Source organism: Novosphingobium sp. KA1 (genome assembly GCF_017309955.1).
Taxonomy (GTDB): Bacteria; Pseudomonadota; Alphaproteobacteria; order Sphingomonadales; family Sphingomonadaceae; genus Novosphingobium.
Window position 1 is genome coordinate 621,348 of the sequence record NZ_CP021248.1, and the last position, 26,049, is coordinate 647,396.

At 59.1% G+C, this 26,049-nt stretch carries 25 protein-coding genes and 1 pseudogene; 20 read left to right on the forward strand and 6 right to left on the reverse strand.

The window, feature by feature from the left end; genetic code table 11:
* Window positions 1–85 precede the first annotated feature (85 nt).
* The 7 genes from CA833_RS20705 to CA833_RS20735 all read left to right on the forward strand — a co-directional run bounded on the left by CA833_RS20705 (window position 86) and on the right by CA833_RS20735 (window position 8,440).
* Entirely contained in the window at window positions 86–595 is a 510-nt protein-coding gene (locus CA833_RS20705; protein ID WP_370584607.1) for an SDR family NAD(P)-dependent oxidoreductase, read from the forward strand.
* 37 nt (window positions 596–632) lie between these two features.
* Window positions 633–2,693 (forward strand): 3-hydroxyacyl-CoA dehydrogenase NAD-binding domain-containing protein, encoded by a 2,061-nt coding sequence (locus CA833_RS20710; protein ID WP_207081017.1) that lies wholly within the window; start codon window positions 633–635, stop codon window positions 2,691–2,693.
* Window positions 2,694–2,718: 25 nt separating this feature from the next.
* Window positions 2,719–3,900 (forward strand): acetyl-CoA C-acyltransferase family protein, encoded by a 1,182-nt coding sequence (locus tag CA833_RS20715; protein WP_103094805.1) that lies wholly within the window; start codon window positions 2,719–2,721, stop codon window positions 3,898–3,900.
* A gap of 19 nt (window positions 3,901–3,919) precedes the next feature.
* Window positions 3,920–4,669, forward strand: coding sequence for an electron transfer flavoprotein subunit beta/FixA family protein (locus CA833_RS20720; protein ID WP_207081018.1), 750 nt, complete (start codon window positions 3,920–3,922; stop codon window positions 4,667–4,669).
* Window positions 4,666–5,598 carry an electron transfer flavoprotein subunit alpha/FixB family protein gene (locus CA833_RS20725; protein WP_103094807.1) on the forward strand — a complete coding sequence of 311 codons (933 nt, stop codon included), beginning with the start codon at window positions 4,666–4,668 and terminating at the stop codon, window positions 5,596–5,598. The genes CA833_RS20720 and CA833_RS20725 overlap by 4 nt, the downstream gene beginning before the upstream one ends.
* 44 nt (window positions 5,599–5,642) lie before the next feature.
* Entirely contained in the window at window positions 5,643–7,364 is a 1,722-nt protein-coding gene (locus CA833_RS20730) for an acyl-CoA dehydrogenase (protein ID WP_207081019.1), read from the forward strand.
* A 140-nt stretch (window positions 7,365–7,504) separates the two neighbouring features.
* The gene (locus CA833_RS20735) at window positions 7,505–8,440 is read left to right on the forward strand and encodes a LysR family transcriptional regulator (protein ID WP_103094808.1); all 936 of its coding nucleotides are present in this window, start codon (window positions 7,505–7,507) and stop codon (window positions 8,438–8,440) included.
* 164 nt (window positions 8,441–8,604) lie between these two features.
* On the opposite strand, the gene CA833_RS20740 is transcribed toward CA833_RS20735, so the two are convergent.
* Window positions 8,605–9,687, reverse strand: a complete 1,083-nt coding sequence (locus CA833_RS20740; protein WP_207081020.1) for an IS5 family transposase — start codon at window positions 9,685–9,687, stop codon at window positions 8,605–8,607.
* Window positions 9,688–9,853: 166 nt separating this feature from the next.
* On the opposite strand from CA833_RS20740, the gene CA833_RS20745 reads away from it, so the two are divergent.
* The 5 genes and pseudogenes from CA833_RS20745 (at window position 9,854) to CA833_RS20765 (ending at window position 13,291) form a co-directional block, all read left to right on the forward strand.
* The gene (locus CA833_RS20745) at window positions 9,854–10,468 is read left to right on the forward strand and encodes a TetR/AcrR family transcriptional regulator (protein ID WP_103094809.1); all 615 of its coding nucleotides are present in this window, start codon (window positions 9,854–9,856) and stop codon (window positions 10,466–10,468) included.
* Window positions 10,469–11,028: 560 nt separating this feature from the next.
* The gene (locus tag CA833_RS20750; protein WP_207081021.1) at window positions 11,029–11,934 is read left to right on the forward strand and encodes a hypothetical protein; all 906 of its coding nucleotides are present in this window, start codon (window positions 11,029–11,031) and stop codon (window positions 11,932–11,934) included.
* Window positions 11,935–12,053: 119 nt separating this feature from the next.
* Window positions 12,054–12,397: pseudogene (locus CA833_RS20755) on the forward strand (transposase); the annotation flags it as partial.
* A gap of 334 nt (window positions 12,398–12,731) precedes the next feature.
* Window positions 12,732–12,995 (forward strand): acyl carrier protein, encoded by a 264-nt coding sequence (locus CA833_RS20760; RefSeq protein ID WP_103095165.1) that lies wholly within the window; start codon window positions 12,732–12,734, stop codon window positions 12,993–12,995.
* A complete protein-coding gene (locus CA833_RS20765) occupies window positions 12,989–13,291 on the forward strand; it encodes an HU family DNA-binding protein (protein ID WP_103095166.1) in 303 nt (100 codons plus the stop codon). The genes CA833_RS20760 and CA833_RS20765 overlap by 7 nt, the downstream gene beginning before the upstream one ends.
* Here the strand turns inward: CA833_RS20765 and CA833_RS20770 are convergent.
* Both CA833_RS20770 and CA833_RS20775 read right to left on the reverse strand, forming a co-directional pair.
* Window positions 13,222–13,515, reverse strand: coding sequence for a cation:proton antiporter (locus tag CA833_RS20770; protein WP_207081022.1), 294 nt, complete (start codon window positions 13,513–13,515; stop codon window positions 13,222–13,224). The two genes, CA833_RS20765 and CA833_RS20770, sit on opposite strands and share 70 nt — an antisense overlap.
* A 203-nt stretch (window positions 13,516–13,718) precedes the next feature.
* Window positions 13,719–14,162, reverse strand: a complete 444-nt coding sequence (locus tag CA833_RS20775) for an aspartyl protease family protein (protein WP_146037209.1) — start codon at window positions 14,160–14,162, stop codon at window positions 13,719–13,721.
* Window positions 14,163–14,231: 69 nt separating this feature from the next.
* Between CA833_RS20775 and CA833_RS20780 the strand changes: the two genes are divergently transcribed.
* From CA833_RS20780 to CA833_RS20800, 5 genes are all read left to right on the forward strand, one after another.
* On the forward strand, window positions 14,232–14,570 hold the full coding sequence (locus CA833_RS20780) for a CopG family transcriptional regulator (RefSeq protein ID WP_370584608.1): 339 nt from the start codon (window positions 14,232–14,234) through the stop codon (window positions 14,568–14,570).
* Window positions 14,567–16,660 carry a type IV secretion system DNA-binding domain-containing protein gene (locus tag CA833_RS20785; protein ID WP_103095167.1) on the forward strand — a complete coding sequence of 698 codons (2,094 nt, stop codon included), beginning with the start codon at window positions 14,567–14,569 and terminating at the stop codon, window positions 16,658–16,660. The genes CA833_RS20780 and CA833_RS20785 overlap by 4 nt, the downstream gene beginning before the upstream one ends.
* Window positions 16,657–19,611, forward strand: a complete 2,955-nt coding sequence (gene mobF / locus CA833_RS20790; protein ID WP_207081023.1) for a MobF family relaxase — start codon at window positions 16,657–16,659, stop codon at window positions 19,609–19,611. Before CA833_RS20785 ends, mobF begins: the two co-directional genes overlap by 4 nt.
* Before the next feature lie 11 nt (window positions 19,612–19,622).
* Window positions 19,623–20,210: a restriction endonuclease gene (locus tag CA833_RS20795; RefSeq protein ID WP_103095169.1), complete on the forward strand. Its 588-nt coding sequence runs from the start codon at window positions 19,623–19,625 to the stop codon at window positions 20,208–20,210.
* Between the two features lie 68 nt (window positions 20,211–20,278).
* Complete coding sequence (locus CA833_RS20800) at window positions 20,279–20,734, forward strand: lytic transglycosylase domain-containing protein (RefSeq protein ID WP_242526571.1); 456 nt, start codon at window positions 20,279–20,281, stop codon at window positions 20,732–20,734.
* Between the two features lie 19 nt (window positions 20,735–20,753).
* Here CA833_RS20800 and CA833_RS20805 read toward each other — a convergent pair whose 3' ends face one another.
* Window positions 20,754–21,095: a DUF4198 domain-containing protein gene (locus tag CA833_RS20805; protein ID WP_103095170.1), complete on the reverse strand. Its 342-nt coding sequence runs from the start codon at window positions 21,093–21,095 to the stop codon at window positions 20,754–20,756.
* 1,159 nt (window positions 21,096–22,254) lie between these two features.
* On the opposite strand from CA833_RS20805, the gene CA833_RS20810 reads away from it, so the two are divergent.
* Complete coding sequence (locus CA833_RS20810) at window positions 22,255–22,653, forward strand: hypothetical protein (RefSeq protein ID WP_207081024.1); 399 nt, start codon at window positions 22,255–22,257, stop codon at window positions 22,651–22,653.
* A gap of 221 nt (window positions 22,654–22,874) precedes the next feature.
* On the opposite strand, the gene CA833_RS20815 is transcribed toward CA833_RS20810, so the two are convergent.
* The gene (locus tag CA833_RS20815) at window positions 22,875–23,360 is read right to left on the reverse strand and encodes a LysR substrate-binding domain-containing protein (protein ID WP_370584618.1); all 486 of its coding nucleotides are present in this window, start codon (window positions 23,358–23,360) and stop codon (window positions 22,875–22,877) included.
* Here CA833_RS20815 and CA833_RS20820 point away from each other — a divergent pair.
* Both CA833_RS20820 and CA833_RS20825 read left to right on the forward strand, forming a co-directional pair.
* A complete protein-coding gene (locus tag CA833_RS20820) occupies window positions 23,276–24,193 on the forward strand; it encodes an MFS transporter (protein WP_242526572.1) in 918 nt (305 codons plus the stop codon). The two genes, CA833_RS20815 and CA833_RS20820, sit on opposite strands and share 85 nt — an antisense overlap.
* A 17-nt stretch (window positions 24,194–24,210) precedes the next feature.
* Window positions 24,211–25,182 carry an alpha/beta hydrolase gene (locus CA833_RS20825; RefSeq protein ID WP_207081025.1) on the forward strand — a complete coding sequence of 324 codons (972 nt, stop codon included), beginning with the start codon at window positions 24,211–24,213 and terminating at the stop codon, window positions 25,180–25,182.
* 417 nt (window positions 25,183–25,599) lie between these two features.
* Here the strand turns inward: CA833_RS20825 and CA833_RS20830 are convergent, their stop codons facing one another.
* Complete coding sequence (locus tag CA833_RS20830) at window positions 25,600–26,043, reverse strand: Rrf2 family transcriptional regulator (protein WP_207081026.1); 444 nt, start codon at window positions 26,041–26,043, stop codon at window positions 25,600–25,602.
* Window positions 26,044–26,049: the final 6 nt, after the last annotated feature.

The window sequence follows — 26,049 nt, forward strand, 5'->3', positions numbered from 1 at the left end:
GTGCCGAACCAGGTCTTGCTGATGTGGGCAGCGAAGGGCTGCGAGTTCGACGACTCGTACAGGGCTTGGGCCTTGGAAGGAGTAAATGGTGTCGCTTTTTGATCTTGCCGGCAAAGTAGCGCGTGAGACGGGGGCGTCGCGTGGGATCGACAGGGCTGTCGTGGAAGCGTTGGCAGAGGCTGGCGCTCGGGTGGCGGTTTCGAGCGGGACGCAGGCGGCATGCGAAGAAGTAGTCGCGACGATCAATGTGGTTTCGTTGATCGGAGCCATGATCGGGGCCGACAAGATCAGCGCCTATAACATGTCGAAGGCCGCAGACCTTCAGCCTGTCCGCAACCTCGCTGTCGAACCGGGGGATTCCAATATCCGTGTTAACGCGATTACTCCGGGGGGCATTCGTACTGATTTCGCCAAACCACTTTGGGAAGATCCGGCTGCCGAGTTCAGGCTTTGCGAAGCACTGCCCCTCGGCAGGATCGGTGAGCCGACCGGTATCGGCGGTGCTGCCTTTTTTCTCGCGTCTCAGGCAGCTCCTTACATCACAGGTCAATCAATCATCATTGATGGCGAGGCAACGGTTAGAGGCGTGCATTGACGTCCTGTCCGTTTACCGGCCTAATCGGAGCCGCACTATGCAGTTGAATTACCATCAGGATATTCTTGAAATCGTTCTGGATAATCCACCGGTCAATGCCCTTGGTGCAGCTTCGCGCCGCCAGTTGCTTGAGGCCTTGGACAGTGCCGATGCCAATTCATGTGTCAGCGCAATTGTCATTCGGGGGGGAGGGGCCTTGTTTTCGGGGGGGGCGGATATTTCCGAGTTTGATAAGCCCTGGCTTGAGCCCGGGCTTCCGGGCCTTGTCGATCGTCTCGAGCGCTGCAGCAAGCCCGTAGTCGCAGCCATCCATGGCATTTGCTACGGTGGCGGTCTTGAACTTGCCCTGGCATGCCACAGGCGCATTGCATCGCCCGCAGCCAGGATGGCGCTTCCCGAAGTTCTGCTTGGACTTCTGCCTGGCGCCGGTGGAACGCAACGCTTGCCCCGCCTTATTGGAGCAAGGGCTGCGCTCAAGATGATGTTGGATGGTGCGCCGGTGGACGCATCTACGGCCCTGGCATTGGGCCTAGTGGATCTGATCGCCGGTGATCTCGCTGTCGCCGCACTGGAGATGGCACGCCAGGCGGCCACGGATCAGATCCGGCGCACAGGCGATTTGCCCTTGCCCAAGGACTTGCGTGAAGCGGTTCTGGATGCGCGAGAAAATCTGTCAAAAAGGTCTCTTAGTCCCGCGCAAGCATATATCATCGATAGCGTTGCTGTGATGGATGAACTCTTCAGTGCAGGGCAAGCGGTCGAAGCCCGACTATTCACAACGCTCCTTGCAACCGAAGCTTCGCGCGGGCTGCGCCATGCATTCTTTGGCGAGCGCAAGGTCGCCCGAATTCCCGGATTGTCCAAGGAGATCAATCAGCGCGACATCAAACGCGTCGGGGTTGTGGGTGGCGGCGTCATGGGTACCGGGATCGCTATCGCTCTTCTCAATGCTGGACTGGACGTAACGATCGTCGATCTCCAGCCGGAAGTACGGGCCAAGGCTGAAAGCACCATAAGAACTACCATTCAGCGCGATGTGAACAAAGGCCGAATCGATCAGCGGATCGCGGATGCACGTTTTGCCGCCCTTTGCATTGCCGATGATCTGTCAGCTATGTCCCGGGTCGACCTGGTTATCGAAGCCGTTTTCGAAGATATAGAGGTCAAGAAGAAGGTCTTTACCGCTCTTGACCAACACACGCGTCCGGACGCTATTCTGGCCAGTAACACCTCCACCCTTGACCTGGATGTGATCGCAGGTTTCGTGAAGAATCCCTCGCGCGTCATAGGGCTGCATTTCTTCTCGCCCGCCAACATCATGAAATTGCTTGAGGTCGTTCGAGGCCGTGAAACAGCACCGGAATTGCTCGTGGCCGCCATGGCATTTGCAAAGCGTATTGGTAAGGTCGGTGTTATATCGGGCGTGTGTGACGGATTTATCGGCAACCGGATATTCGAAGAATATCTTCGTCAAGTCTACTTCATGCTCGAGGAAGGCGCACTTCCGCAGCAGATCGATGCGGCAATGGAAAAATGGGGCATGGCCATGGGACCATGCCGCACCATGGACCTTGCCGGTCAGGATATTGGGTGGGCCATTCGCAAGCGCAGGGCAGTGCAGAATCCTGAACGCCCCTACTCGGGTATTCCGGATCGGATCTGCGAACTGGGCAGGTTCGGGCAGAAGTCGGGTAAAGGATTCTACCTTTATCCCGATGGCCGCACGGCGCAGGTTGACCCGGAAATAGAACAGCTCATTGTAGGTTACTCTGATGAATTCGGCATTGAGCGGCGCGAAATCAGCGACGAAGAAATTATAAGCCGCTGCCTCCTTGCAATGATCAACGAAGGTGCAAAAATCCTTGAGGAGGGTATCGCCTATCGTCCGATCGATATCGATATGACCTATTTGCTCGGATATGGGTTCGCACGTGAACGCGGAGGGCCGATGTTCCAGGCTGACCAAATTGGTCTGCCGTCGGTGTTTGAGCAACTCAACGCTCTTGCGCAAGGCCGCAACGGCTGGGCCTGGACGCCGTCCCCGTTGATCGGGCGATTGGCTGCCGGTGGCGAAAGCTTTGAATCTCTTAATCAGTAATTTCCTAAATTCTGCGGAGAATTCCATGACCAATGTCTATCTTGTATCGGCTGCGCGAACGGCGATTGGGTCTTTTGGCGGCGCGTTGAAGGACCAGCAACCCGGTGAACTCGGAGCAATTCCGATCCGCGCCACTATTGAGCGGAGCGGCTTGGCGCCCGAGTTGGTCGGACACGTCGTAATGGGCAGTGTGGTGCTTACCGAGCCGCGCGATGCTTATGTAGCTCGGATTGCTGCCATTACAGCAGGTATACCCAAGGAAGTTCCTGCATTGACGGTCAATCGGCTTTGCGGATCGGGATTGCAGGCCATTATCAGCGCTTCCCAGTCGATCATGTTGGGAGATTGCAAAGTTGCAATCGGAGGTGGCGTCGAGGTGATGAGCCGGGCGGCCTATTATTCCCCTGGCACGCGTTGGGGACAAAGAATGGGCGATACTGTAATGCTTGATGGCCTCAACGGCGCCCTGACCGATCCGTTTCACAAAATTCATATGGGCGTGACGGCGGAAAATGTGGCACGTGAATATCAGATCAGTCGCGCTGACCAGGATGCTTTGGCGCTCGAGAGTCAGCAACGGGCTGCCCGGGCGATTGCGGAAGGACGTTTTCGTGATCAGATCGTTCCGGTAGAGATCAGCTCGCGAAAGGGCTCTGTGGTCTTTGACACGGACGAGCATGTCCGCATGAACGCGCAAGCTTCGGATTTGGAAAGTCTTAAGCCTGTTTTCCAGCGCGAAAACGGAACGGTCACTGCAGGCAATGCCTCGGGTATCAACGACGGCGCGGGAGCTGTTCTCCTGGCATCGGAAGCTGCGGTCAGGGAGCATGGGCTCACGCCCCTTGCTCGCCTTGTTTCCTATGGCCATGCAGGCGTGGATCCTGCTTATATGGGGATTGGGCCAGTACCAGCGACGCGACAGGCTCTTGAACGTGCAGGTCTCTCGGTTGATGCTCTGGATGTTATTGAATCGAACGAAGCTTTTGCCGCTCAGGCGTGCGCGGTTTCGAAGGAACTCGGATTCAATTCCGAGAAGGTAAATCCCAACGGCAGTGGCATTTCCCTTGGACATCCGGTTGGGGCGACCGGCGCGATCATCACAACCAAGCTGGTTTACGAGTTGCAACGCTCCGGTGGTCGCTTTGGCCTTGCTACCATGTGCATAGGTGGCGGCCAGGGGATCGCCGCGATTTGGGAACGTATCTGAATATCTGGAAGGATTAGAAATGAAGATAATTGTGCCTGTTAAGCGGGTTATCGATTACAACGTAAAGCCGCGCGTGAAGGCGGATGGCACGGGCGTGGACCGGGCTAACGTCAAGATGAGCATGAACCCGTTCGACGAAATCGCCGTCGAGGAAGCCATTCGCCTGAAGGAAAAGGGCGCGGCGACCGAGGTCGTGGCAGTGTCGATCGGCGTCGCCAAGGCGCAGGAAACGCTGCGCACGGCGCTGGCGATGGGCGCTGATCGCGCCATCCTGATCCAGACCGATGATGAGGTGGAACCGCTGGGCGTCGCCAAGCTGCTCGCCAAGGTGCAGGAAGAGGAAGGCGCTGGTCTGATCATCCTGGGCAAGCAGGCGATCGACGATGACAGCAACCAGACCGGCCAGATGCTCGCCGCGCTGCTGAACCTGCCGCAGGGCACCTTCGCCAGCAAGGTCGAGGTCGAGGGCGACAAGGTCAACGTCACCCGCGAAGTCGATGGCGGCCTGGAGACGGTGAAGCTCGCCACCCCGGCGATCATCACCACCGACCTGCGTCTGAACGAGCCGCGCTATGCGTCGCTGCCGAACATCATGAAGGCGAAGTCCAAGCCGCTGGCGACCAAGACGCCGGCCGACTATGGCGTCGATATCGCCGCCCGTCTGGAGACGCTCAAGGTCTCCGAACCGCCCAAGCGCTCGGCTGGCATCAAGGTTGCCGATGTCGATGAATTGGTGGCCAAGCTCAAGGCTCTGGGAGTTGCAGCATGACGAAGGCGCTCGTTTGGGTTGAACATGAGGGCGGCGCCGTCAAGGACGCGACCCTTTCCGCCGTGACCGCCGCCGCCAAGCTGGGCGAAGTCCATCTGCTGGTCGCTGGCCAGGGCGTCGACGGCGTTTCCGCCGAAGCCGCCAAGATCGCCGGCGTCGGCAAGGTCCATGTCGCCGACGACGCGGCCTTCGGCCATGCGCTGCCGGAGAATGTCGCGCCGCTGATCGTCGAACTGATGGGCCATCATGACGCGTTCGTCGCGCCGGCCACCAGCAACGGCAAAAATATCGCGCCGCGCGTCGCCGCCCTGCTGGACGTCATGCAGATCAGTGACATCCTTTCGGTCGAGAGCGAAGACACCTTCACCCGTCCGATCTATGCCGGCAACGCGATTGCCACGGTCAAGTCGAAGGATGCCAAGAAGGTCATCACCGTTCGCGGCACGGCCTTTGAAAAGGCAGCCAAGGAAGGCGGCAATGGCGCGGTGGAAGCCGTGGCCTCGACCGGCGACAAGGGTATCTCCTCCTTCGTCGGCGCCGAGATCGCTAAGCTGGAACGGCCCGAACTGACCAGCGCCAAGATCATCGTGTCGGGTGGCCGTGCGCTCAAGGATGGTCCGACCTTCGAGGAATATATCATGCCGCTGGCCGACAAGCTCGGCGCGGCCGTTGGTGCCTCGCGCGCTGCGGTCGATGCGGGCTATGTCCCCAACGACTATCAGGTCGGCCAGACCGGCAAGATCGTCGCGCCGGAAGTCTATATCGCCGTCGGCATCTCCGGCGCGATCCAGCATCTGGCCGGCATGAAGGACAGCAAGACCATCATCGCCATCAACAAGGACGAGGATGCGCCGATCTTCCAGGTGGCCGACATCGGCCTGGTCGGTGATCTGTTCAAGGTGGTGCCGGAACTGATAGGCAAATTGTGACACAACGCCGGTCGTAGATCTCTTATACGCTAAAGGAACGTATCGTGACATTTCGTCCTCCAGTTGCCGAGCAGCGCTTCGTACTTGATCACGTCGTGCGGCTGGCAGAAATTACCTCGCAGGACCAGTTCGCCGCTGCAGAGTCTGACATGGTCGACGCCATTCTCGACGGCGCCGCGTCCCTGGCGGCTAATGAGTGGGCGCCGCTCAACCGTGTCGGTGACACCAATCCGCCTCGGTGGAACGACACTGTCGTAACAATGCCGCCCGGCTTTCGCGAGGCTTACCGAACATATGTCGAGGGCGGATGGGGCACTATTGCGGCCCCCTCCGCATTCGAAGGACAGGGCCTGCCCAGTACGCTCGCCTTCGGCGTTGCCGAAAGCCTGGGGGCGGCAAATCTTGGATTTAGTCTTGGGCCGATGCTCACACAAGGGGCGATCGAAGCCCTCGTGAAGCATGGCTCCCCCGAGCTCCAGGCTGCCTATCTTCCCAAGCTGGTCACGGGAGAGTGGACCGGGACGATGAACCTCACCGAGCCCAATGCGGGTTCGGATGTGGGGGCCCTTCGCTCGAGCGCAACGCCTGCCGGAGATGGCAGCTGGCGGGTAAAGGGAAACAAGATCTTCATTACCTTCGGCGAGCATGATCTTGCAGAGAATATCATTCACTTGGTGCTTGCCAGAACACCCGATGCGCCGGCGGGCACGCGGGGGATATCCCTTTTCCTGGTTCCTAAATTTCTGCCCGACGGAAGCAGGAATGATGTCCATTGCGCCTCCATTGAGCACAAGCTTGGCATTCACGCCTCTCCCACCTGCGTTATGTCTTTTGGGGACAATGATGATTGTCGCGGATGGCTGATCGGGCCAGAATTTGGCGGAATGCGCGCAATGTTCACGATGATGAACAATGCACGCCTCAATGTTGGCCTTCAAGGTGTCCAGATTGCCGAACGAGCAACCCAACAGGCCGTCGCTTATGCGCTCGAGCGAGTTCAGTCGCCCAGGGCGAGCAACCCCGAGGGCGGACCGGTTGCCATCATCGAGCATCCCGACGTGCGAAGGATGATTTTGCGTATGAAGGCGCAGACCCAGGCCATTCGTTCCCTTGTATATGCCGCGGCGGGCGAACTTGATCGTGCCCATCTTGGCATCGAAGGGGCAAAGCAGAGGCTGGATCTGCTCACGCCTCTTGCCAAGGCACATGGTACAGACGTCGGCTGTGAGGTGGCAAGCTTGGGTGTGCAGGTCCACGGGGGCATGGGTTTCATTGAGGAAACCGGTGCCGCGCAGCACTATCGAGATGTTCGCATAACCCCGATCTATGAGGGGACTAATGGCATCCAGGCCGCGGATCTGGTAGGCCGCAAACTCGTTGGAGACGAAGGCGCGCAAATGCATGCGCTCATTGCGGATGTCCGGTCGGAAACGAAGAATGCCGGATTGCTCGCTTTGACCGACCAGATTTCTACCTTGACCGGTGTGCTGGTCAAGGCGTCGACCGACGACAGGTTGGCAGCGAGCGCGCCTTATCTGACGATGGTGTCAGTGATGACCTGCGGGTGGTTGCTGGAACGTCAGGGAACGGCGGCTGCAGGTCTGCTTGCAAACGGGGAGGGCGATTCTGCATTTCTCAAGGCAAAACTCGCGACCGTAAACTGGTATCTTGCGCACATTGTCCCCGAGGCGAGTGGCCTTGCTGCATCTGTCGCCGAAGGTGGCAAGGGTCTTTATGATCTCACTGCGGAAGAACTGGCTGCCTGAACTGGTCCGTCCATTTTTGTCAGGACGATCGGCAATGTTGTGGATGGGGACTTCCTTGCGGGAGTCCCCTATGACATGCCGTTGCGGTCGGTTGATGGCCACCTTCGATCATCCACGCGGCTACAAAGGCTGAGGGAGAGATGCTGAAACTTGAGCAACTGCGCTGTTTTGTCGTGGCGGTCGATAAAGGCAGCCTGGTGGAAGCGTCGCGCGTGCTCAACATGTCTCCGTCCGCAGTCGCCTATAACGTCGAAACGCTCGAGAAGCTGCTTGACACGGCTCTTTTAATTCGTCGTCCGGCGTCGGGGGTGTCGGTTACCATGGATGGCGCGAGATTGCTGGAGCGCGCGCGCCCATTCGTCCAGGAAGCCATTGAAATGGAGCAGCTATTTCCTGCCCGCGGACGTAGCCTCGAAGGCGAACTGGTCATCGGATGTCAAGAAGGATTGAGCTGGTCTCTTATTCCATTGGCCGTCGAACGGCTGAAACGCAAGCATCCGCATCTGGCCGTAACTCAGAAGACTGTGTTCATGGAAGAAGGGAATAACCCTATCACAAACGCGGCCGTTGATCTGCTTGTTACCTTTGTTCTCGAAACGACAGATGATGCGGCAATAGATACAGAAGTCCTTTGTAAGCCAAAACCTTATGCCTTAATGCGAGCCGCTCATCCGCTTGCCGAGCTTGGTCGCAGTATTTCGATGGAGGAGCTTGCTCAATTTCCTCAATTATTCATCCAGGACGGTCCCGCCCTGGAACTTTTTAGAGCAATGTTTCAAGATAAAGGCCTGTCGCCGCCCTATAGCGTTGGCAGTAATACGAGCGCCGGGGCGCAGGCTGTAGTTGGCCGGTGCGATAGCGTTTATTTGCGATACGTCAAATCAGCGCAGAATATTTCTCCGCTCGGTGATGCTCTCGCATTCGTTCCTGTGTCTGATATTGAACGCGGGGCCTACCTCGTGGCCTCCTGCGCCAGGCGCAAATATGGCGGCCGTCAGGCCAAGATCGAGAGCTTTATTTTCGAATGCCGTGCTCTATTCGACGACGGCACGATGCGTGATCATTTGATCTACTGAGCGACCTTGCGGCCTTCAACATTGCAAGATGGACACCTCGAAGAACCGTCGGATTATGTCCAATTGGGCGCAGGAGGAGGCGGCAGCGGGCGGGTAGTGCCGATTCCGCTGCACCGATCCGTTGATTTTCTGGACGGAGCCGATCGCTGATTCCGGTTTTCGTGTCATGCAGGCGCAGCGCGGCCTTCGAGCCATGCGAGGCGCTGGAAATTATAGACCAGGTTGGCCATGCCGATCTTGATAGTGGCGCGAGCGATGCCGATGGTGCGGACGACAAGGCCCATGCGGTGTTTCTGTCCGGCAAAAACATGCTCAACGGCGGCGCGGACCTTTGAGCGCCTTGCATTGGCTCTGGCTATCCGTTCAGGCAACGGCCGTCTGGGTAGGCGCTTCTGGTGGATGTTGCTGGTGAACATGCCCTTGGCGAGGAACGCCTCGTTCTTCTTCGATCGATAGGCGGTATCGGCCCAAACGCCCGATGCAGTGTTATCCTTGCTGATCAGATCGGGCAGTCGCGCCCCGTCATGAGCATTGGCGGCGCTCACATCCCAGGTACGGATCAGACCGTGAGCCCGATCGATGCCGATATGATTTTTATAGCCGAACATCGGAATGGCCAGATCGACCGGCTTTGCCGCCCTGGGATCGGCACCTTCCTGGACCTTGGCCTTGCTATATTTGATCGACCAGCGCGCATCGCGGTCTTTCTGCCGGACCTTGGCAGGCGTCCATTCCTTGGGGATACGGCCTTCCTTGATCGCCGTCTTCTCCTCCTGGGTGTTGCGCTGCTTGGGTGCGGGTACAACGGTGGCATCAATGATCTGACCGCCCATGGCCAGATATCCCTGGTCCTTGAGCACGACATCGAAGCGCGCGAACAGCCGGTCGATCGCCTTGGCCGTCACAAGCCGTTCGCGGAACAGCCAGACCGTGGTGGCATCGGGCACGGTGCCTTCCAGCCCCACGCCCAGGAAACGCTGAAACGATAGCCGGTCCTTGATCTGAAACTCGGTCGCCTCGTCGGACAGCGAATACAACGCCTGTAGAACCAAGATTTTGAACATCAGCACCGGATCGAACGGCGGCCGTCCGCCCTTGTTACGAGGACCACGGCGCAGCGCGGCCACCAGCGGTCCCCGGAATAGCTCGAAGTCCACCACCGCCGACAACCGCTCCAGCGGATCGCCTGCCGCGCTCAGCGCCTCATATCGGTCCGAAAGATCAAAGAAACCCGGCTGTCCTGCCATTTCTGCCTCCGCCACAGCGTCGGCGAAGTGAATCAAATCTACCCCGCAAAGGCCAGCGTTTTTCGAGGCGTCCAGATGACCCGATCTGGCTGCAGCCCTGCATCCAGCGTCGCTCGGTGGAAAAGGCGCATTGCAGTCAGATCGTAAAGTGGATAGTGTCCATCTTATGGCTTACCCAAAAAAGATCGACGGCGACAAGATCGTCGCTGCTGCGGTGGAATTGCTAGTGGGGCAAGGGTCTGAAGCATTGTCGTTGCGCAAGGTCGCAGGCCGTTTGGGTGTGGTTCCCAATGCGATATATCGGCATTTCGAAGGCCTGGATGCGCTTGTTGCTGCGGTTGCGGACGAAGCCGCACGCCGCATGCTCCAGGAGATGGACGCCCATCTGAATGAGGCGTCAGCCAACGAAGGCACTTGCGGGGAAGCCGCCATTCGAGCGATCGCCACAGCTTACGATAAATTCGCGCGGGAAAACCCAGATCTTTATCTGCTGATCGTCCAGGATACCTCGCTGGGCGAGGCAAAACTCGAACGGCCTCGGTTCCGAGAACAATTGTGGCTACGCGTTTGCGAAGCGATGGGGCATCTTGTAGGCAGCGCCGACGGCGACCGTGCGGCGATGATCCTGTGGGGCATGCTGCACGGTCTGCAGTCACTTCGTAGCGCGCACCTGATCGAGTGCAGGACCTCTTCGGAATTGGGGTCCTATCCTGTCGATGTTCTCTTGCATGGGCTGCGGTCAGCGAAGGGGGCTGCAATCCAAAAGCCTTTGCACGTCTGATATGCGCCTCGTGCTTCGATCTGCGCGCAAAAACAGGCAAAAAAAAGCAGCATTGTTCAAGATGAGATCGGGGTGTGCCTGTATTTCAGCCTAGCTGAAAAACATGCGAGGTTGATCCGTCTTGCTTGATATTCCTGCTGCGCAATTTGGCTCCTCGGTCTCGATGGGGCTGCCCTTGCATTTTTCGCTGAAGAAATGGCGATGCGAAATGTCCAAATTTCCTGCCGATGATCGCAGGGCGTGGCGGAATAGCCATTTGTCTGATCGCGTACGGACCTTGAGCATGCCTTGGCAGGAACATGGCATGAGCCGCTTCTTTAGGGTGTCGTGAGCCGCGCACATAGAGCAAGCGGATCTTCTCCAGTCCTAGGCGCGCGCCTGCCGTGCGACGTTGGCGTTGGTCGCAGGGGCCGCTTCAGTCTAGGGCTGGAAATTCCCGAAGTTCGCTCAGAAATCCCCGCGCATTTGCGGGACCGTTATCGCGAGGGCGTCTGGCTGGCCGGCATGGATTGGTCCGATCTGTCCATCGATGCGCGCTGATGATTTGAAAGGAGAATATCATGTCCGCCACGTTGTTTATCTTGCTGGCGCATCCAGCGCAGATTCTGGCTCTGGATGTCGATACGGGTGAGTGCCGGACCGTGCTCGCGCCAGATGACGGATCGCCTGATGGCGTGCAGGTCGATGCGAGCAATGGCGTCATTTATTGGACCAGCATGGGGGCGTGGCCCGATCATGGTGAGGATTTCCTCAATCCTGACGGCACAATCGAGTCCTGTTTGGTAGATGGCACTGGCCGTTCCACGCTGGTCGGCGGAGGGACGATCGTAACTCCAAAGCAATTGCAGTTCGATGCCAAGGGCAAGCACCTATATTGGTGTGATCGCGAAGGCATGGCAATCTACCGAAGCTCTCTCGACGGGTCGAATTTGAAGACGCTTCTGCGAACGGGTGTTTGGCCCGAGGATCAGCCCGATGTGCTGCGCCACTGTGTCGGCATCGCGCTCGATCCTGCAGAGGACATGCTTTACTGGACACAGAAGGGTTCTCCGGATGGTGGACAGGGTCGCATTTTCCGGATGGGCTTGGAGCTTCCCGACGGCCAGACGCCGGACGACCGCTCCGATGTGGTCCTTTTGATGGATGGCCTACCCGAACCGATCGATCTTGAGATCGATGAGGATCGGGGCCAAATCTATTGGACCGACCGAGGAGATCCGTCTGCGAATGGCAACAGTGTAAATCGGGCGGATATTACACCCGAGGGGCTCCGCAATCAGGTGGTGCTGGCGACGGGACTGAAAGAGGCTATCGGGCTTGCGCTGGATCTTAAGAATCGTCGTGCGTTCGTTGGCGATTTGAGCGGAGCTATCCGTATGTTGCCGATGGATGGCGGCGAAATGACGACAATCTACCAATGTGCCGGCCTCACAACCGGCCTCGCCTTTGTCGACAAAGCGCTGTGATGAGAATAGGATTGCTAGGTAGTTGTAGTGATTTCAGGGGCACTTAAGTGAACAGCTGATCTGCCCCCTGCTGAGTGGCCCAAAGACTATGATAGTCTGGACCACGAAAGGGACGATGAATGCCGAGCAAGAAGCACAAGCCGGAAGAGATTATCGGCAAGCTGCGTGAAGTTGAGATTGTGCTGGCACAGGGAGCGAGCACGGCCGAAGCCTGCCGCCGGATCGCGGTCAGCGAGCAGACCTATTATCGCTGGCGGAAGGAATATGGCGGCCTGAAGACCGATCAGGCGCGGCGGATGAAGGATCTGGAGAAAGAGAACCAGCGTCTTCGCCGGGCGATCTCGGACCTGACGCTGGACAAGCTGATCCTGCAGGAGGCAGCCAAGGGAAACTTCTAAGCCCCGCGCGGCGGCGACGCTGCATTGATCATGTGCGACGAGAGTTTCCGGTATGCGGCTCACGTTTTTTCGGGAAGAGATGACTCGCTCGCGGTCGACATAAAAAAGGAGTTTCTCGAGGTGGGTTGGAAGAGTGATGACATGGACGCCATCCGCCAAATGGCGGCGATAATTCGCACGGCTGCCAGCAGGTGAACCCGTACTTGGATATCGGGTTTCGCGCACCGGTTCGTGCGCAGCCTGGCCGTTGGCGACCTGCTGGCATCGAAAAAAATGGTCCACGCCTCTCTTTCAGTTAACCGTCTGCTTTCCCGCAGCGGTCTCGAGCTACAGCGGATATGATATGCATGGTAACGCGATTTGTTTGCGAGCGCGGCCCAATGGCGGAATGGAGCTTATATGACGGAAATCGCAAATGATGTTGTCGATCTGATCGTCGAGCATCTGGGAATATATGCGGATCAAGTCACCTTAAATGCCAGATTTTTTGAAGATCTGGGCGCTGACAGTCTTGATGTAGTAGAAATAGTGATGGCACTTGAAGACACATTCAAAATCACGATCCCTGATAGTCATGTCGAAAGAATCCGTACGGTCAAGGACGCCATCGACTATGTCGAAAACGCGAAAAAGGATCCGAAAGCACGAGGGGCGAAATGGTAAAATCGGAACTGGTTGACGCACTGCACAAAAACCATCCAGAGATAACCCTGGAGGAATGCGGGAAAATTGTAGACCTTTTCTTTGGAGAGATTGTCGGTCGGCTGGCCGACGGCGGACGCGTAGAGTTAAGAGGGTTCGGGGCCTTTTCTACTCGACGTCGCGAGGCCAAAAATGGCCGCAACCCCCGTACCGGCGCGTCGGTTGCTGTTCCCGCAAAGCGTGCCATTCATTTCAAGCCAGGGCGGAGCATGCACGGCAGGCTAAATAAAGCTAATGCTACCTTGGCAGAAGTTTGATAGACGCGATATTTAGTGAACATATAGTGGTGGCACTGCGCTGGCGGAGTCCTTCCGCGCACGGGGACAATCTCTCTTTTCACGATTGTGTCATTCGAAGAGTGCATCAACAAACCGCGAAATGGCTCGTTGTCACTTTCGATCTGATGCCGGTAGCTGGAATTTGATAGCATTACGCCTGCAAGGAACGCGCCCATAGCCATGGACATGCCCGCAGCGTCCATGAGCAGCGCGGCGCCGAGACTACCAGAAGAGCGCCGGCGGTGAGCACTTCACGCGTTCTTGCCCGGGCCAGAAGAGCGAAGAACGGATCGAGCGCCCACCGTGAGACAGCTACGAGCACCACCAGCGAGGTAAGCGCGGTTAAAAGGTCGGCCCATTGGAACAGCTTGTGTGAAGCCGGGGAGAGAAACGCGACCGAAGCTGATTATTTCGGGGCTGCTTCATTTGACGGGCAGGCGGTCTCGCCTGGCCTCAATGCACGCATCACGATCAGTTTTTTAGCAGGAATATCAAGAATGATTTCAGCCCTTTCGAGCAAGCCTTGACCCAAAAGACCATCTTGCGTGCCTGGCAAAGGGTCAGAGTTGTCCACTGGTGCTCCTTCAACAGTCGATCCTGCGAAGGTAATTCTATTACCCAGCGTGCGCCTAGTCATAAGATTCGCACCTTCAATTCGGTGAGAGCTGCCTTCTGCTTGTTGGTTATCATTTGGGAAAACGAGATTCCATGCTGCGTCAGACAATGTGACCACGCCATTTAACCCTAAGTCAATTTGCAGACGTACCGGATGACCGTTGATCTCCGCTTCGATTTGATCTCCCGAAACAACAGGAATTTCGCGACTGTGAGCCTTAGTTCGAATAACCACATGATTATGAGTGTTGGATTCTTAGACGCTTGCGCCTGAGCGAACGTTTTGATAAATCATCAGGGCTTCATGACATCTGCGAAGGTTTCCCGTTGGGAGATCTATCGCGTGCCCAAGGTTAATTTTCGCCTCGACGGGTCGCTGCACTCAACATTGATGCGACGCGCGCGTGGCGCGAACCTCTCTCTGTCAGGATTTATCCGACAGACGCTGGAACAGGCGGTCGACGAGCGCAAGCGCTACGTCTTCTCCTCGCAAGACGAAATCCTCGCCACCGCCATCCAGATCCTCTCGATCCTGGCGACCTCCGTGGGCCAGCAGTCGCCAAAGGCCCTCGAGCAAGGCATGGCCCAGGCTCGGTCCATACTCCTGGAGCGCGGCCTCCTCGGGGAGGTGGATCGCTCATGAGCATTTTCCGGAACGATACGCTGGGATCGTGGACGCGGGGCGGGCAAGCGATCGTCCACAATGTCCGCATGACCACCCAGGTCTTCTACCAGACCATGCTGGCCGGGTTGATCATCTGGACCATCGGCACGCTCTGGTATGCCTTCGAAAAATCGACGGAATATGAGCGCTTCGTGCTGGTCAAGCTTGCGGAGGCGATGATCAAGGTCGACGCAGCGGGCGGCACCAATGATCCGGTCCAGTTTCGCACGCCGGCAGGTCAATCCTACTGGACGTCCGCGGACTGGCTGGTCGCTTCGCCCCTGGCAAAGAAGACGCTGCACCAGTTCGAGATCTATCTTCTGCACGGCGCTCTTCTATCGGGGCTGTTTACCCTCGTCATGCTCGGATGGGCCTGGTTCTATTTCACGCGGACGGGCAGAGGCCTTGGCTCCAACGAATATCTGCGCGGCGCCCGCTTCGGTACCATCAGGCAAGTGAAGCGCGCACTGTGGCGGCAACGCAAGGGACCGTTGATCGTAGGCAATGTCCCGGTCCCGGAAGCCTTCGAGCCCGAACATATCCTTCTGTGCGGCGCGCCGGGTACAGGCAAAACCAACCTCATCAACGGCATGCTTGACGGCATTCGCAAGTCGGGAAGGCGTGCGATCGTCTATGACACGGCGGGCACTTTCGTTGAGAAATTCTATCGCCAGGGCACGGACATGCTGCTCAATCCGCTCGACCAGCGCACGGCCCGCTGGTCGCCCTGGGTCGATGTGCCGCGCGACTATCATTATGACCAGATCGCCGAGTCGACGATCCCCGACAAGCATGGCGATCCTTTCTGGGCCAAGGCCGCGCGGGGCACTCTTGTCGCGGTCATGCGCAAGCTCGCGCGGCAGAAACACACCTATGTCTCGCTGCTGCTCGACCGGCTGCTGCGCTCCAAACTCAAGGATCTTGCCGCCTTCGTATCTGGGACGGATGCAGCAGCCTTCATCAGCACGGAAGGCGAAAGGACGTCGGCGGGCATCCAAGCGGAACTCGCTTCAGTCATGCGCAGCTTCGGCTATCTCGACGACACCGAGGACGGCTTTTCGATCCGCGACTGGGTGGAGAAGGGGCAGCACGGGAGCTGGCTCTTCATAACCGTCAAGGCAGATCAGTTGCCCTCGTTGCGGCCGCTGATCACCGTCTGGCTCGATATCGCGATCAGCGCGATCATGAGCCTCACCCCCGATCGCGATCGACGCCTCTATTGCGTGATCGACGAATTGCCGACGCTTCAGAAGCTACCGTCACTCTCCGACTTCCTTGCCCGGGCCCGCAAATATGGCGGCTGCGGCATATTGGGGTTCCAGTCCTATCCCCAGCTTGAAGCCACTTACGGCATTCAGGATGCGGCCGCGATCACCGGCTATTGTTCCACATGGGGAGCGCTACGGGCCAACGATACCGCGACGGCCAAACATGTGTCGGAGAATCTGGGTCAGGTCGAGCAGGTCGAGGCCAATGAGGGCATGTCCTATGGCGTCAACGACATGCGTGATGGCGTCAACCTCTCGCGGATGCAGGTGACGCGGCCGCTGGTCATGCCGACCGAGGTCACCAACCTGCCCAATCTTGTCGGATTTCTGCGCTTCGGCCGCAATTTGCCGGTTGTCCGCTTCGACAGCCGTTTCAACGAAATCCCTTCACTCGGCCCCGCCTTTCTCGAGCGGACGGCCCCCCCCATCCAGATCGACAATGCGAAGAAACTGGTCCGGATCGCTCACGCCGAAGCGCGCGTGCGGGAGGCGATCGAGCGGGAAGCGGCGCAAACACCGCCGCCCCACGCGAAACCGCCGAACACTTCCCCAGGCGAGCCGCCGAGCGGTGAGCAACCGCCCCAATCACCGCCGAGGCAACCGGACCTCTTCCAGCCGCCTGAGCCGCACGTCGATGCGCAGCGCGTTGAAGACATTCTGTTGAATGAGGAGGACGCTGACCTGCCGGTTCCGCCCCGGCTCGCCTGGACGATCCTCGCCGGCAAGCAGGGCGAAATCCGCTCCGACCTGGTGCAACATGAGCGGGACGATGGTCCGCGCGAACCGTCGCGGCCAGCATGATCCAGCCGCAACGTCTCCACGGCAAGCCCGCCAATATCGCCCGATATTATACGGTTGGCGACTATTACACCAAGGGCGGCAACGAACCGTCCGAATGGGGTGGCAAACTTGCTGCCGACCTCGGCCTTTCCGGTCCCGTCGACGCCAGACAGTTTCGTGACCTGCTTGCCGGCAACGTCGGCGATCAGCAACTGGGGCGACACCGCGCGGACGGGCAAATCCAGCATCATCCTGGCTGGGACTTTGCCGTCAATGCCCCGAAATCCGTGTCCATCATGGCGCTGGTGGCAGCGGATGAGCGAGTGCTCGCCGCGCATGAACATGCTGTCACAGCTGCCATCACCTATCTGGAGGAACAGGCACAACTTCGCCGCCGCGAGGAAGGCAAGATCGTTCATGAGACCACGGGGCGCATTCTCGTCGCGCGCTTCACCGAGCATGGCAGCCGGGAACTCGACCCGCATCTCCATACCCATCTGGTCGTCCTCAACATGACCAATCGCCAGGATGGCGACCCGATGGCAAGCCTGGAAAGCCGCGTCATGTATGGTGAGCAGCGCGTGGCCGGGCAGATTTATCGCAATGCGCTCGCCTTCCGCCTTCGCGAGGCTGGTTATGAGGTCGAGTTTGATCCTCGCACCGGCTTGTTCGAGATACAGGGCGTGCCCAAGGAACTCATCGAGCGCTTCTCGCAGCGCGCAGAGGCGATTGAGGAGCATGCCCGGGAACATGGCCTGGTCGGCCAAAAGGCCCAGCGTGCCTCCTTCTATGCAACCCGCAAGGCCAAGGCGAAGATCGGCGCGCAAGAACTTACTGTGCAATGGCATGAGCGGACTGGCGACCAACTCGAAACGCTTGGAAAAATTGCTGCCGTTGCACGCGAACGGGAGGGACAACAATTTACTCCTACCGAACGTACGGCTTCACGCGCTGCCCTTTTCGGCCTGCGGCAATTGGAAACCGCCGAAGCCGTCAACAATCTTGGCGATATCCTGCGCACGGGACTCGCAGCCCATGTCGGAGAACTGCGACTGGAGGATCTGCGCCCCCGGATCGAGACGCATGAACTCGTGCAAAAACTGTTGCCGACCCACGAGCAAACGGGCGACAGAGTACTCACGCATGGACGCACCACCCGCAAGTCGTGGCGGCTGGAACTGGCACTTACCCAACATATTGCACTTGGCCTCGACGACGCCCGGCCGATCGCGTCGGGCGACCGGCTCCTGGCCGTACTGGAAAAGACGACGCTCAATGCTGAGCAGCAGCGGGCCCTGGTCGAGACCGCTATGTCGCGGGATCGCGTCACCGGGATCCATGGCGTTGCCGGATCGGGCAAGTCGACACTGGTGCGGGTATTGGGCGAAGCGGCGGAACCAGGAACGACGCTGATAGCATTGGCGCCCACATCATCGGCGGCTGCGGAACTGGGGCAAAAGGCCAATATCGAGGCGCACACGGTCGCCAGCTTCGTAGCGCGTGGCAGCCATGGCATAACGGACCGCCATGTGCTCGTGCTCGACGAGGCCGGTCAGCTTGGCAACCGCCAGGCCAGAAGGCTGCTCGAGATCAGCCGGATAACCGGAGCAAGGCTCCTGTTCCTTGGCGACGAGAATCAGACCGGCGCCATCGAACAGGGCAAGCCCTTCTGGCTGATGCGCCGGCTGGGATTGCCGGTGGTCGAGCTGACCGAGGCGGTTCGCCAGGAAACCCGTACGATCAAGGAAGCGGTCGCTCAGGCGAGGGCCGGCAATTTCGAGCAGTCGCTAAAGAATCTCGACAGCGTAACGACCGTCACCGACAATGAGGCCATGGCCGCGATGGTGGTCAACGCCTGGGTGAGGCTCAAGCCCGATTCCCGTGCGGGCACCAACATCCTCGTGCTCGACAATGCCACGCGCCTCATCGTCAACAGCAAGATCCGCGAAGCGCTCAGGAACGAGAATGAGTTGGCAGCCGAAGACAGCAGGCTCTCGATCCTTGCTCCGGCAGGCTTCACCGATATCGAAAAACATATGGGCCGCTTCTACGGAGCAGGGCAGGTGGTGCGCTTCGACCGCGACATCGCCGGTCTCGGCGTTGCCCGGCACACGGACTATCGCGTCGTAGGACTCGGACGGGAGCCCAACGGCCGGCAGGTCGTGCGCCTTGTCGATGAACAGGGGCGCATCATCCGCTGGGATCCGCAGACGACACGGGCCCGGCACATCAATGTCTTCAACCCCGAAGAGCGTGATCTGGCCGAGGGGGATCGTATCCAATGGCGTCTGGTCAATCGGGATCTCGATCTGCGCAACGCCGAGCGCGGCACGGTCGAAAAGCTGGACGGTGACCTTGCTACGATCCGTTGGGATCGGGACGGCCGTGTACAGCAGGTCGACCTGTCAGAGCACAAGACCTGGGACCATGGCTATGCCGAGACAGTATATTCCTCACAGTCGAAGACTTATCCGCGAGTCTTCCTGCTGGCGCCCGTGGAATCGCCGCTGGTCAATGCCCAGAACTTCTACACTGCCATTACGCGCGCCATGTACGGCGTCAGGCTCTGGACAAACAACGTCAAGGAACTTGTCGCCAAGCTGGAGCGCCAGTCGGGTGAGAAGACCTCCTCCACCGAGGGCCTTGGACGCATGGACCAGGACCGCGTCGGCCCGTTCACGAACCGGCAGGGCGCGCGCCTGGCGACGCTGAAGGCCGAACAGGAAAAGGACCGAACGTCGCGTCGGGATCGCGCCCTTGAAAGGCAATTGTCTCGCCGGGATCGCGGGCCGCGAGGGACAGCAGAGCATATCGCGGAAGGCGCCCGAAGCGTCGCTCAGGTCCTCGACCGGTTTCTCGAGGGCATTCTCGATCGTGCTCGCACCCGGATCGAGCCCTCGACAACGCATGCTGAACGGCAGTCGCCATCCCCCGCACCTCAATCCGAACCCTCCCACGGTCCCGAACGATAGAGGCTCATCCCATGCTCCTCATCCTGCTCGCTGTCGCGTTGGTGCTCCTGGCCCTTGTCCTGCGCCGCTTTCACGTGCCCTTGCGGCATCGATGGCGTCGCAGGCAGGCAAGGGTCATGGCGCAGCAACTGCGCGGCCGTGGTCGCCTGCAACCGCCCCAACTCCTCTATGCGAGGCTAAGAAGCATGGATCCGCTCGCCTTTGAGGAGTTGCTGCTCGAAAGTTTCGAGCGTCGTGGTTTCAGGGTCATCAGAAACCATCGCTACACCGGTGATGGCGGCATCGATGGAAAGGTGATGATCGACGGCTCTCTCTGGCTCATCCAGGCGAAGCGCTATGCGACGGCCATCCGGCCCGAACATGTCAGCGCCTTCGATGCGCTGTGCCGGGCCAAAAACTGTCGCGGCCTTTTCATCCATACCGGCCGAACAGGGCCGCAGAGCCGGGAGTTCATCGGCAACAGCAGCCACGTCGAAATCATATCCGGGCGAAGGCTGCTTGCCCTGTTGACAGGCGGCCCGATAGCAGTGCCTGAAGCCCCAGCCCGTGCCATGCTTCCCGTGAAATCTCATCGAGCAGAGCCGGGGCGGGCAGGGTGATGTGGCGCCTTCTCTCGAGCACGACATGGGCAGTCACTGCCTTGCTGGCAGCATCGCCGGAACGGGCCATGGCAGCGCCCGAAAAAGTTCAGGAGGAACAGCGTATAGCTTCCTGCATCCGTCAGGCGTCGATGGGGCATGCGTGGCTGGAGAAGACGCTTTGGGGCTTGCGAGATCAGGAAGCAGGCTGGATCGGTGCTGAAGTCCGTAACAGCAATGGCTCGCATGATCTTGGCCCCTTGCAGATCAACAGCTGGTGGGTGCCACGCATAGCCGCGCAAGTCGGGCACTCCGAACTCCAGGTGCGACACTGGCTGCGCTTCGATCCCTGCTTCAATGCCGAGGCTGCGCGATGGATCTTTCTCTCCGGCCTACGTGCAGCGAAAGATTACTGGGCGGCAATTGGCCTTTATCACAGTCCGACAACATGGAGGCAGCGCAGATATTCAGGTTCGGTGGCACGTCGGATGAAGGTGCGCTTTGGCGAGAGCGTCTTTCACAAGCCGATGCGGACACGAAATTGACCCTGGAAACATTGGCCAGCTACATCGCTTCGAACGCGAGCGTGACACAATAGCTATAGTAGCGGGCTGCGGCGCCCGAGGGTGCCATATCGCGGTAGCGTGCGAGCAGAAGATAGCGGCCGGCATCAGGCGGGGTAACGGTGAACTTGCCCGACGCATCGGTGTGGAGTTCGGCCGCCACTTTCTTTCCATCATAGAACCCGGCTTCGCGGAACAACGTCACGTCGGTTTTGGCCAGCCCCTTGCCGCCGTACAGGACCTTAACCGTGAAGGGCTGAGCTGTCGTGATCGATGTCGCATTGCCAAGCAGATCGAATTTCGAACGCTGTGCTCCGCGTATAAGAGGCAGCAGCGCCGGCATCCTCCAGCCTTTCACTCTAGCACCACGGCCCGCTCCGGTTGCGAGGCACAAACGATGACGGTTCTGCAGTTTATTCAGATTGCTACTTCTAGAAGATGGCGATGTCGGCAGTTGTAGGCCCCTGCAAACATCGCTGCCGACATTGGAGATGAACTCGAGTGTCGGTCCCGGTTTAATCCCTCCCCCGCAACCAACGTGAGTATAACTCACTCAAAATCCCGATTTAAGTTATCTTTTACAGCCACTTGAGAAGCTGGTAATTCAGCGATTCCGCGCGATCAGACGGCATCGGCGGCGTTGATTATGGCGGACAGGGCAAGGATCGTCCGCCCGTTCCTTAAAGCCACTGCCTCAAGGTCCGCGCCATAACCAACACGGGGCATACTCGCCAATGGAATGCCGTGCCGCTTCGCCTTTAAAGCGCGGGCCAGGGTGCTTACAGCGGTCCGCGATCTTTGTCGGTCACTTACTCCCCGATCTCTCGTCTCCAGGTGCTGCCGGTCCGCTTTTCCATCCGGGATGCCCGAGATTGGCCGATTCCGGAAAGGCTGGTTTCCGCTGACCAGTGGGGGATAGCTGCCGGTCCTATTTCGGGGCTGGCGGTCAATCGCTAGCAGAAAAAGCTGCCGGTCGGCCATCGCGGACAGGTCGGTCGTCGAGAGGGGTGGACCGCACTTTCAAGAACGGTCATTCTGCTGACGTGACCAACACGCCTTCACAGATCAAAATATGGGTGTTTCGGCTTGTCGCTGCCGTTTGGTTGACGACCGCCATTCCAATCACTCTGTTCAGCGTGTTCCTTTTGGAACTGCCTCTTTGGCCGACTTTTGGACCCGACTGCACGACGGAGGGCATAGCGCTATGGGCGGTGACTGCGGTGTGGTTCTACCTCACACCGGTAATGTTGCTAGCCATCGCCCGTCGCTGGAATGGACGGTCCGCTTACTAAGGTTGGATGCCTGAAGGGGGACAGTCCCTTTCCCACCCATCATAGCCGCTGACGGTGGAGATCTATACGCCTGGAAGCAGCCGGGGCCGCTTCACGCGGCCACGCGATGCCATCGGCAATCCCGCACGGCGAGGAAGGGTGGATTACAGACTGTCGGTTAACAGCATCGCGAGGTGGTAAGCAGACGTGGAAAAGGCTAGGTTTTAGAACATGTCCAGCCTCGACCCTAAGGCCATTAGCAGCGCACTTCGTGAGCGAGGCGTAGTGCTGAATCGGCCAGTCACTACGGAGGCTCTCGCGAGACTGACCCGCTGGGCTGGTTCGCCGCTTAACCCAGACTTATTGGAAATGCTGGGAGAGTTCGATGGCTTTTCGGACGGTCATTTCGAAACGGCGTCTTTCGTATCAGTTTGGTCGATTGACAAGGCGTTGGCGGATGACTGGACAAAGCCCCCAATGCTTGCCTTCTCCGATTGGTCTTTAAACGCGATCATCTTTGGCTTCGACCCAGTCTCTGGTGGGCCGATCGTCAGCATCGAAGATGGGCGGCACGTCGCGCCGAGCTATCGTGATTTCTGGTCACTGCTCCTAACCGACCGCCTGCTTTGACCTTCTAGGCCGATGTCCGGTTGCGGGCTAAGGCATGGCCTACCCGCGACATCCGCTACGGGGCGATGGCCGACCGGCAGTTTTTCTTGCGCCCTTTGGCCCGGCGCGATCTTAAAGAATGACGGCTTACGGGCGCGCGAGAAAAGCTCTCGGGCGGCGACAATGGGCGCGTTGCTGCCCCTGCTGACCTCGACAAATGCCAGTCATTCGGCTGTTCAAGGTCATCGTGCCTTGGGCTTTGGCCAATGATATCGGAGTGCCTCAACCAGCAGCGAGAAGGCGGGCGATGGCTGGGTGACAGTCGGGTAGTAAAGGTAGAAGCCTGGGAACGGCAGGCTCCATTCGTCCAACACGATTTCGAGCCTTCCAGCCTGTAGATACGCTTCGGCCAGATCCTGCGGGATGAAGGCGAGGCCAAGTCCCGACACGGCTGCGCTGAGGCAGGAATAGCTGTTGTTGAAGATCAACTGCCCGCTGACCTGCACCTTGATCTCCGCCTCGCCCTTCCGCTGCAATTCCCATGCGTAGAGGCGACCGGAGGATTGGCGCAGTCCGATGCAATTATGTGATTGCAGATCGGACGGGCTTTTGGGTCGACCATAGCGCTCGAAATAGGCCGGCGATGGTCGCGCTCGCGCCCAATGCCCCGTTACTAATGGCAGGACGCGCCCTGCTCGGCGTCGCGATTGGCGGCTTCTGGTCGATATCGGCGGCGATCGTCATGCGCCTTGTGCCCGAGGAGTCAGTCCCCAAGGCGCTGGCCCTGCTCAATGGCGGCAATGCGGTAGCGACCACATTGGGCGCGCCGATCGGCAGCCTGCTCGGCGGCCTGATCGGCTGGCGCGGCGCCTTCTTCTGCGTAGTGCCGCTCGCCGTCATCGTTTTGCTGTGGCAGTGGCGCAGCCTTCCCGCCTTGCCACCTGAAAAGGCGACAATCCGCGCGCGCGACGTATTCGCTCTGCTGAAGCATCGCAAGTTCGCCATTGGTATGGTCGCGGTGTCGCTGTTCTTCTTTGGCCAGTTCACCCTCTTCACCTATCTGCGCCCGTTCCTGGACCTGGTGACGGGTAACGACGCACCGCTGATCTCGGGTATGTTGCTGGCGCTCGGCGTTGCGGGCTTTGTCGGCACGATCGTGATCGGCTGGCCGCTCAAATCGCAGCTCTACAGTCTGCTGATCACCATTCCCGCCATAATGGCGGTCATCGCCATAACGCTCGTCGAAATCGACGGTGCCCCGCTGAACGTCGGCCTGCTGCTCACGCTCTGGGGCCTGCTGGCAACCGCCGCGCCTGTCGGATGGTGGACCTGGCTCAGCAAAACCATGCCGCACGAGGCGGAGGCTGGCGGCGGACTGATGGTCGCGATCATCCAGCTTGCGATCATGCTGGGCGCGATTGTCGGCGGCACGCTGTTCGACGCCTGGGGCTATCGTGGTCCGTTCAGCCTCGCCGCCGGTCTCCTCGTGATCGCCTCGCTGTTGGCAATCGTCACATCACGCATCGGCGCCGCTCCGAGCTTCACCGAACAACCCGCCTGACCAGGGAGAGCCTCGCTATGACCAACCGATCCTTCTCATTCGAGCGCCGCGGTGTGCTGAAGGCCGGCGCTGCTGGCCTTGTCACCTTCGGCACTCTTTCGATCCCCGACATTTCTTCAGCAAAGGCACCAAGCATGACACAGGATTGGGACAAGACGTTCCCGCGCAGCAATGCCGTCGATCACCAGAAGGTCTCGTTCAAGAACCGCTACGGTATTACTCTCGCCGCCGATTTGTACCTCCCCAAGGAGCGCGGGACGGGCAAGCTCGCGGCAATCGTGGTCAGCGGGCCTTTCGGTGCCGTGAAGGAGCAGTCCTCTGGTCTCTATGCCCAGACCATGGCTGCGCGCGGCTTCGCGACGCTGGCCTTCGACCCTTCCTACACCGGCGAGAGCGACGGTGAACCGCGTAACGTCGCATCGCCTGACATCAACACGGAAGATTTCAGCGCGGCCGTCGATTTCATCGGGCTGCGACCGGAGATCGATCGCGAGCGGATCGGCGTCATCGGCATCTGCGGTTGGGGCGGCATGGCACTCAGCACCGCCGCAATTGATAAGCGGATCAAGGCGGTCGTCGCCAGCACTATGTACGACATGACCCGCGTCATGCCGAAGGGCTACAATGAGAGTACGACCCCGCAACAGCGTACCGAGGCGCTGGAGCAAATGAGCCGGCAGCGCTGGACCGACGCCGAGAAGGGCAGCCCTGCTTACGGCCCGGTCTCGCTGGAACTGAAGGGCGGCGAGCCGGAGTTCGTCGTGCAATATGCGGCCTACTACAAGACGAAGCGCGGCTTCCATCCGCGTGCGATCAACTCGAACGCCGCATGGTCGCTCACCACGCCGCTGTCGTTCATGAACCTGCCGATCCTCACTTATATCGCGGAAATATCGCCCCGGCCAGTCTTGCTCGTCCACGGCGAAAACGCCCATTCGCGCTACTTCAGCAGACGGCCTATGCGGCGGCAGCAGAGCCCAAGGAATTGATGATCATTCCGGACGCCACGCACACCGACCTTTACGACCAGGTGGACATCATTCCATTCGATAAACTGACCGCGTTCTTCAAACAGCACCTCGTGGCTTGATACGAGAAGGGTGGGCATGATGCCCACCCTTCATGCTGCCGAGGCATGCTAGAATGGCGGCTTTCGGGAAAGGCTCCCATTCAGATTAGCGACCGGAATGGGGGCGTTGCTGCCGTTTTATCACGACCCTTTGCGGCAGCTCAGGCTCCAATTCATGCTCTCCCGGAGCGGATCGGCAGCTTTCCTGCTCCATACCTGCGAGACTGGCGGTTAAGAGAGCGACGGCTTTGGGTCACTTTGACAGCTCCGATTTTAACAGGCGATCCGTCGATCGGCTGCAAAGTCGTGGGGGTTCAACAGCGATGAACGACCGGTGTCATCGCCGCTCGGTGCAGTGCGCGGAAAAGCGCCGGTCGAAATCTTCAGCAATTGCGGCAAGGGTAACCTCGCCGAGTTGAGTGATCAGCATAGCCTCTGCCTTTTCCAATGCGCTGGTCATTGAGGCATTTACCGCCTGCTCGACGAGGCAATCCGGTGCCGGGTCAGCCAGGCCGATCGCGAAAATACGCGGCTCACCCACGGCATTGTAGACATCGAGCATCGAGACGCTTTCCAGCGGCTTCAAAAGCGTCCACCCGCCCGCGTGCCCCTTGATGGAGCGAACTAGGCCTGCATCCCGCAGGCCCGCCATCGTGCGCCGGATGACAACCGGATTGGTATGCAGCATTTCCGCCGCCTCTCCGGATGTGATGGGCCCATTCGCCCGATCCATATGGATCAGCAGGTGCAGCATTCTCGATAATCGGCCGTCTAGTTGCATCGCCTT

What these genes read in the sequence shown, in the direction of transcription:
- CA833_RS20705 (WP_370584607.1), top strand. Translation starts at nt 86, where the DNA reads ATGGTGTCGCTTTTTGATCTTGCCGGCAAAGTAGCGCGTGAGACGGGG.
- CA833_RS20710 (WP_207081017.1), top strand. Translation starts at nt 633, where the DNA reads ATGCAGTTGAATTACCATCAGGATATTCTTGAAATCGTTCTGGATAAT.
- CA833_RS20715 (WP_103094805.1), top strand. Translation starts at nt 2,719, where the DNA reads ATGACCAATGTCTATCTTGTATCGGCTGCGCGAACGGCGATTGGGTCT.
- CA833_RS20720 (WP_207081018.1), top strand. Translation starts at nt 3,920, where the DNA reads ATGAAGATAATTGTGCCTGTTAAGCGGGTTATCGATTACAACGTAAAG.
- CA833_RS20725 (WP_103094807.1), top strand. Translation starts at nt 4,666, where the DNA reads ATGACGAAGGCGCTCGTTTGGGTTGAACATGAGGGCGGCGCCGTCAAG.
- CA833_RS20735 (WP_103094808.1), top strand. Translation starts at nt 7,505, where the DNA reads ATGCTGAAACTTGAGCAACTGCGCTGTTTTGTCGTGGCGGTCGATAAA.
- CA833_RS20740 (WP_207081020.1), bottom strand. Translation starts at nt 9,687, where the DNA reads ATGGCAGGACAGCCGGGTTTCTTTGATCTTTCGGACCGATATGAGGCG.
- CA833_RS20745 (WP_103094809.1), top strand. Translation starts at nt 9,854, where the DNA reads ATGGCTTACCCAAAAAAGATCGACGGCGACAAGATCGTCGCTGCTGCG.
- CA833_RS20750 (WP_207081021.1), top strand. Translation starts at nt 11,029, where the DNA reads ATGTCCGCCACGTTGTTTATCTTGCTGGCGCATCCAGCGCAGATTCTG.
- CA833_RS20760 (WP_103095165.1), top strand. Translation starts at nt 12,732, where the DNA reads ATGACGGAAATCGCAAATGATGTTGTCGATCTGATCGTCGAGCATCTG.
- CA833_RS20765 (WP_103095166.1), top strand. Translation starts at nt 12,989, where the DNA reads ATGGTAAAATCGGAACTGGTTGACGCACTGCACAAAAACCATCCAGAG.
- CA833_RS20770 (WP_207081022.1), bottom strand. Translation starts at nt 13,515, where the DNA reads ATGGACGCTGCGGGCATGTCCATGGCTATGGGCGCGTTCCTTGCAGGC.
- CA833_RS20780 (WP_370584608.1), top strand. Translation starts at nt 14,232, where the DNA reads ATGACATCTGCGAAGGTTTCCCGTTGGGAGATCTATCGCGTGCCCAAG.
- CA833_RS20785 (WP_103095167.1), top strand. Translation starts at nt 14,567, where the DNA reads ATGAGCATTTTCCGGAACGATACGCTGGGATCGTGGACGCGGGGCGGG.
- mobF (WP_207081023.1), top strand. Translation starts at nt 16,657, where the DNA reads ATGATCCAGCCGCAACGTCTCCACGGCAAGCCCGCCAATATCGCCCGA.
- CA833_RS20795 (WP_103095169.1), top strand. Translation starts at nt 19,623, where the DNA reads ATGCTCCTCATCCTGCTCGCTGTCGCGTTGGTGCTCCTGGCCCTTGTC.
- CA833_RS20800 (WP_242526571.1), top strand. Translation starts at nt 20,279, where the DNA reads ATGGCAGCGCCCGAAAAAGTTCAGGAGGAACAGCGTATAGCTTCCTGC.
- CA833_RS20805 (WP_103095170.1), bottom strand. Translation starts at nt 21,095, where the DNA reads ATGCCGGCGCTGCTGCCTCTTATACGCGGAGCACAGCGTTCGAAATTC.
- CA833_RS20810 (WP_207081024.1), top strand. Translation starts at nt 22,255, where the DNA reads ATGTCCAGCCTCGACCCTAAGGCCATTAGCAGCGCACTTCGTGAGCGA.
- CA833_RS20820 (WP_242526572.1), top strand. Translation starts at nt 23,276, where the DNA reads ATGGTCGCGCTCGCGCCCAATGCCCCGTTACTAATGGCAGGACGCGCC.
- CA833_RS20825 (WP_207081025.1), top strand. Translation starts at nt 24,211, where the DNA reads ATGACCAACCGATCCTTCTCATTCGAGCGCCGCGGTGTGCTGAAGGCC.
- CA833_RS20830 (WP_207081026.1), bottom strand. Translation starts at nt 26,043, where the DNA reads ATGCAACTAGACGGCCGATTATCGAGAATGCTGCACCTGCTGATCCAT.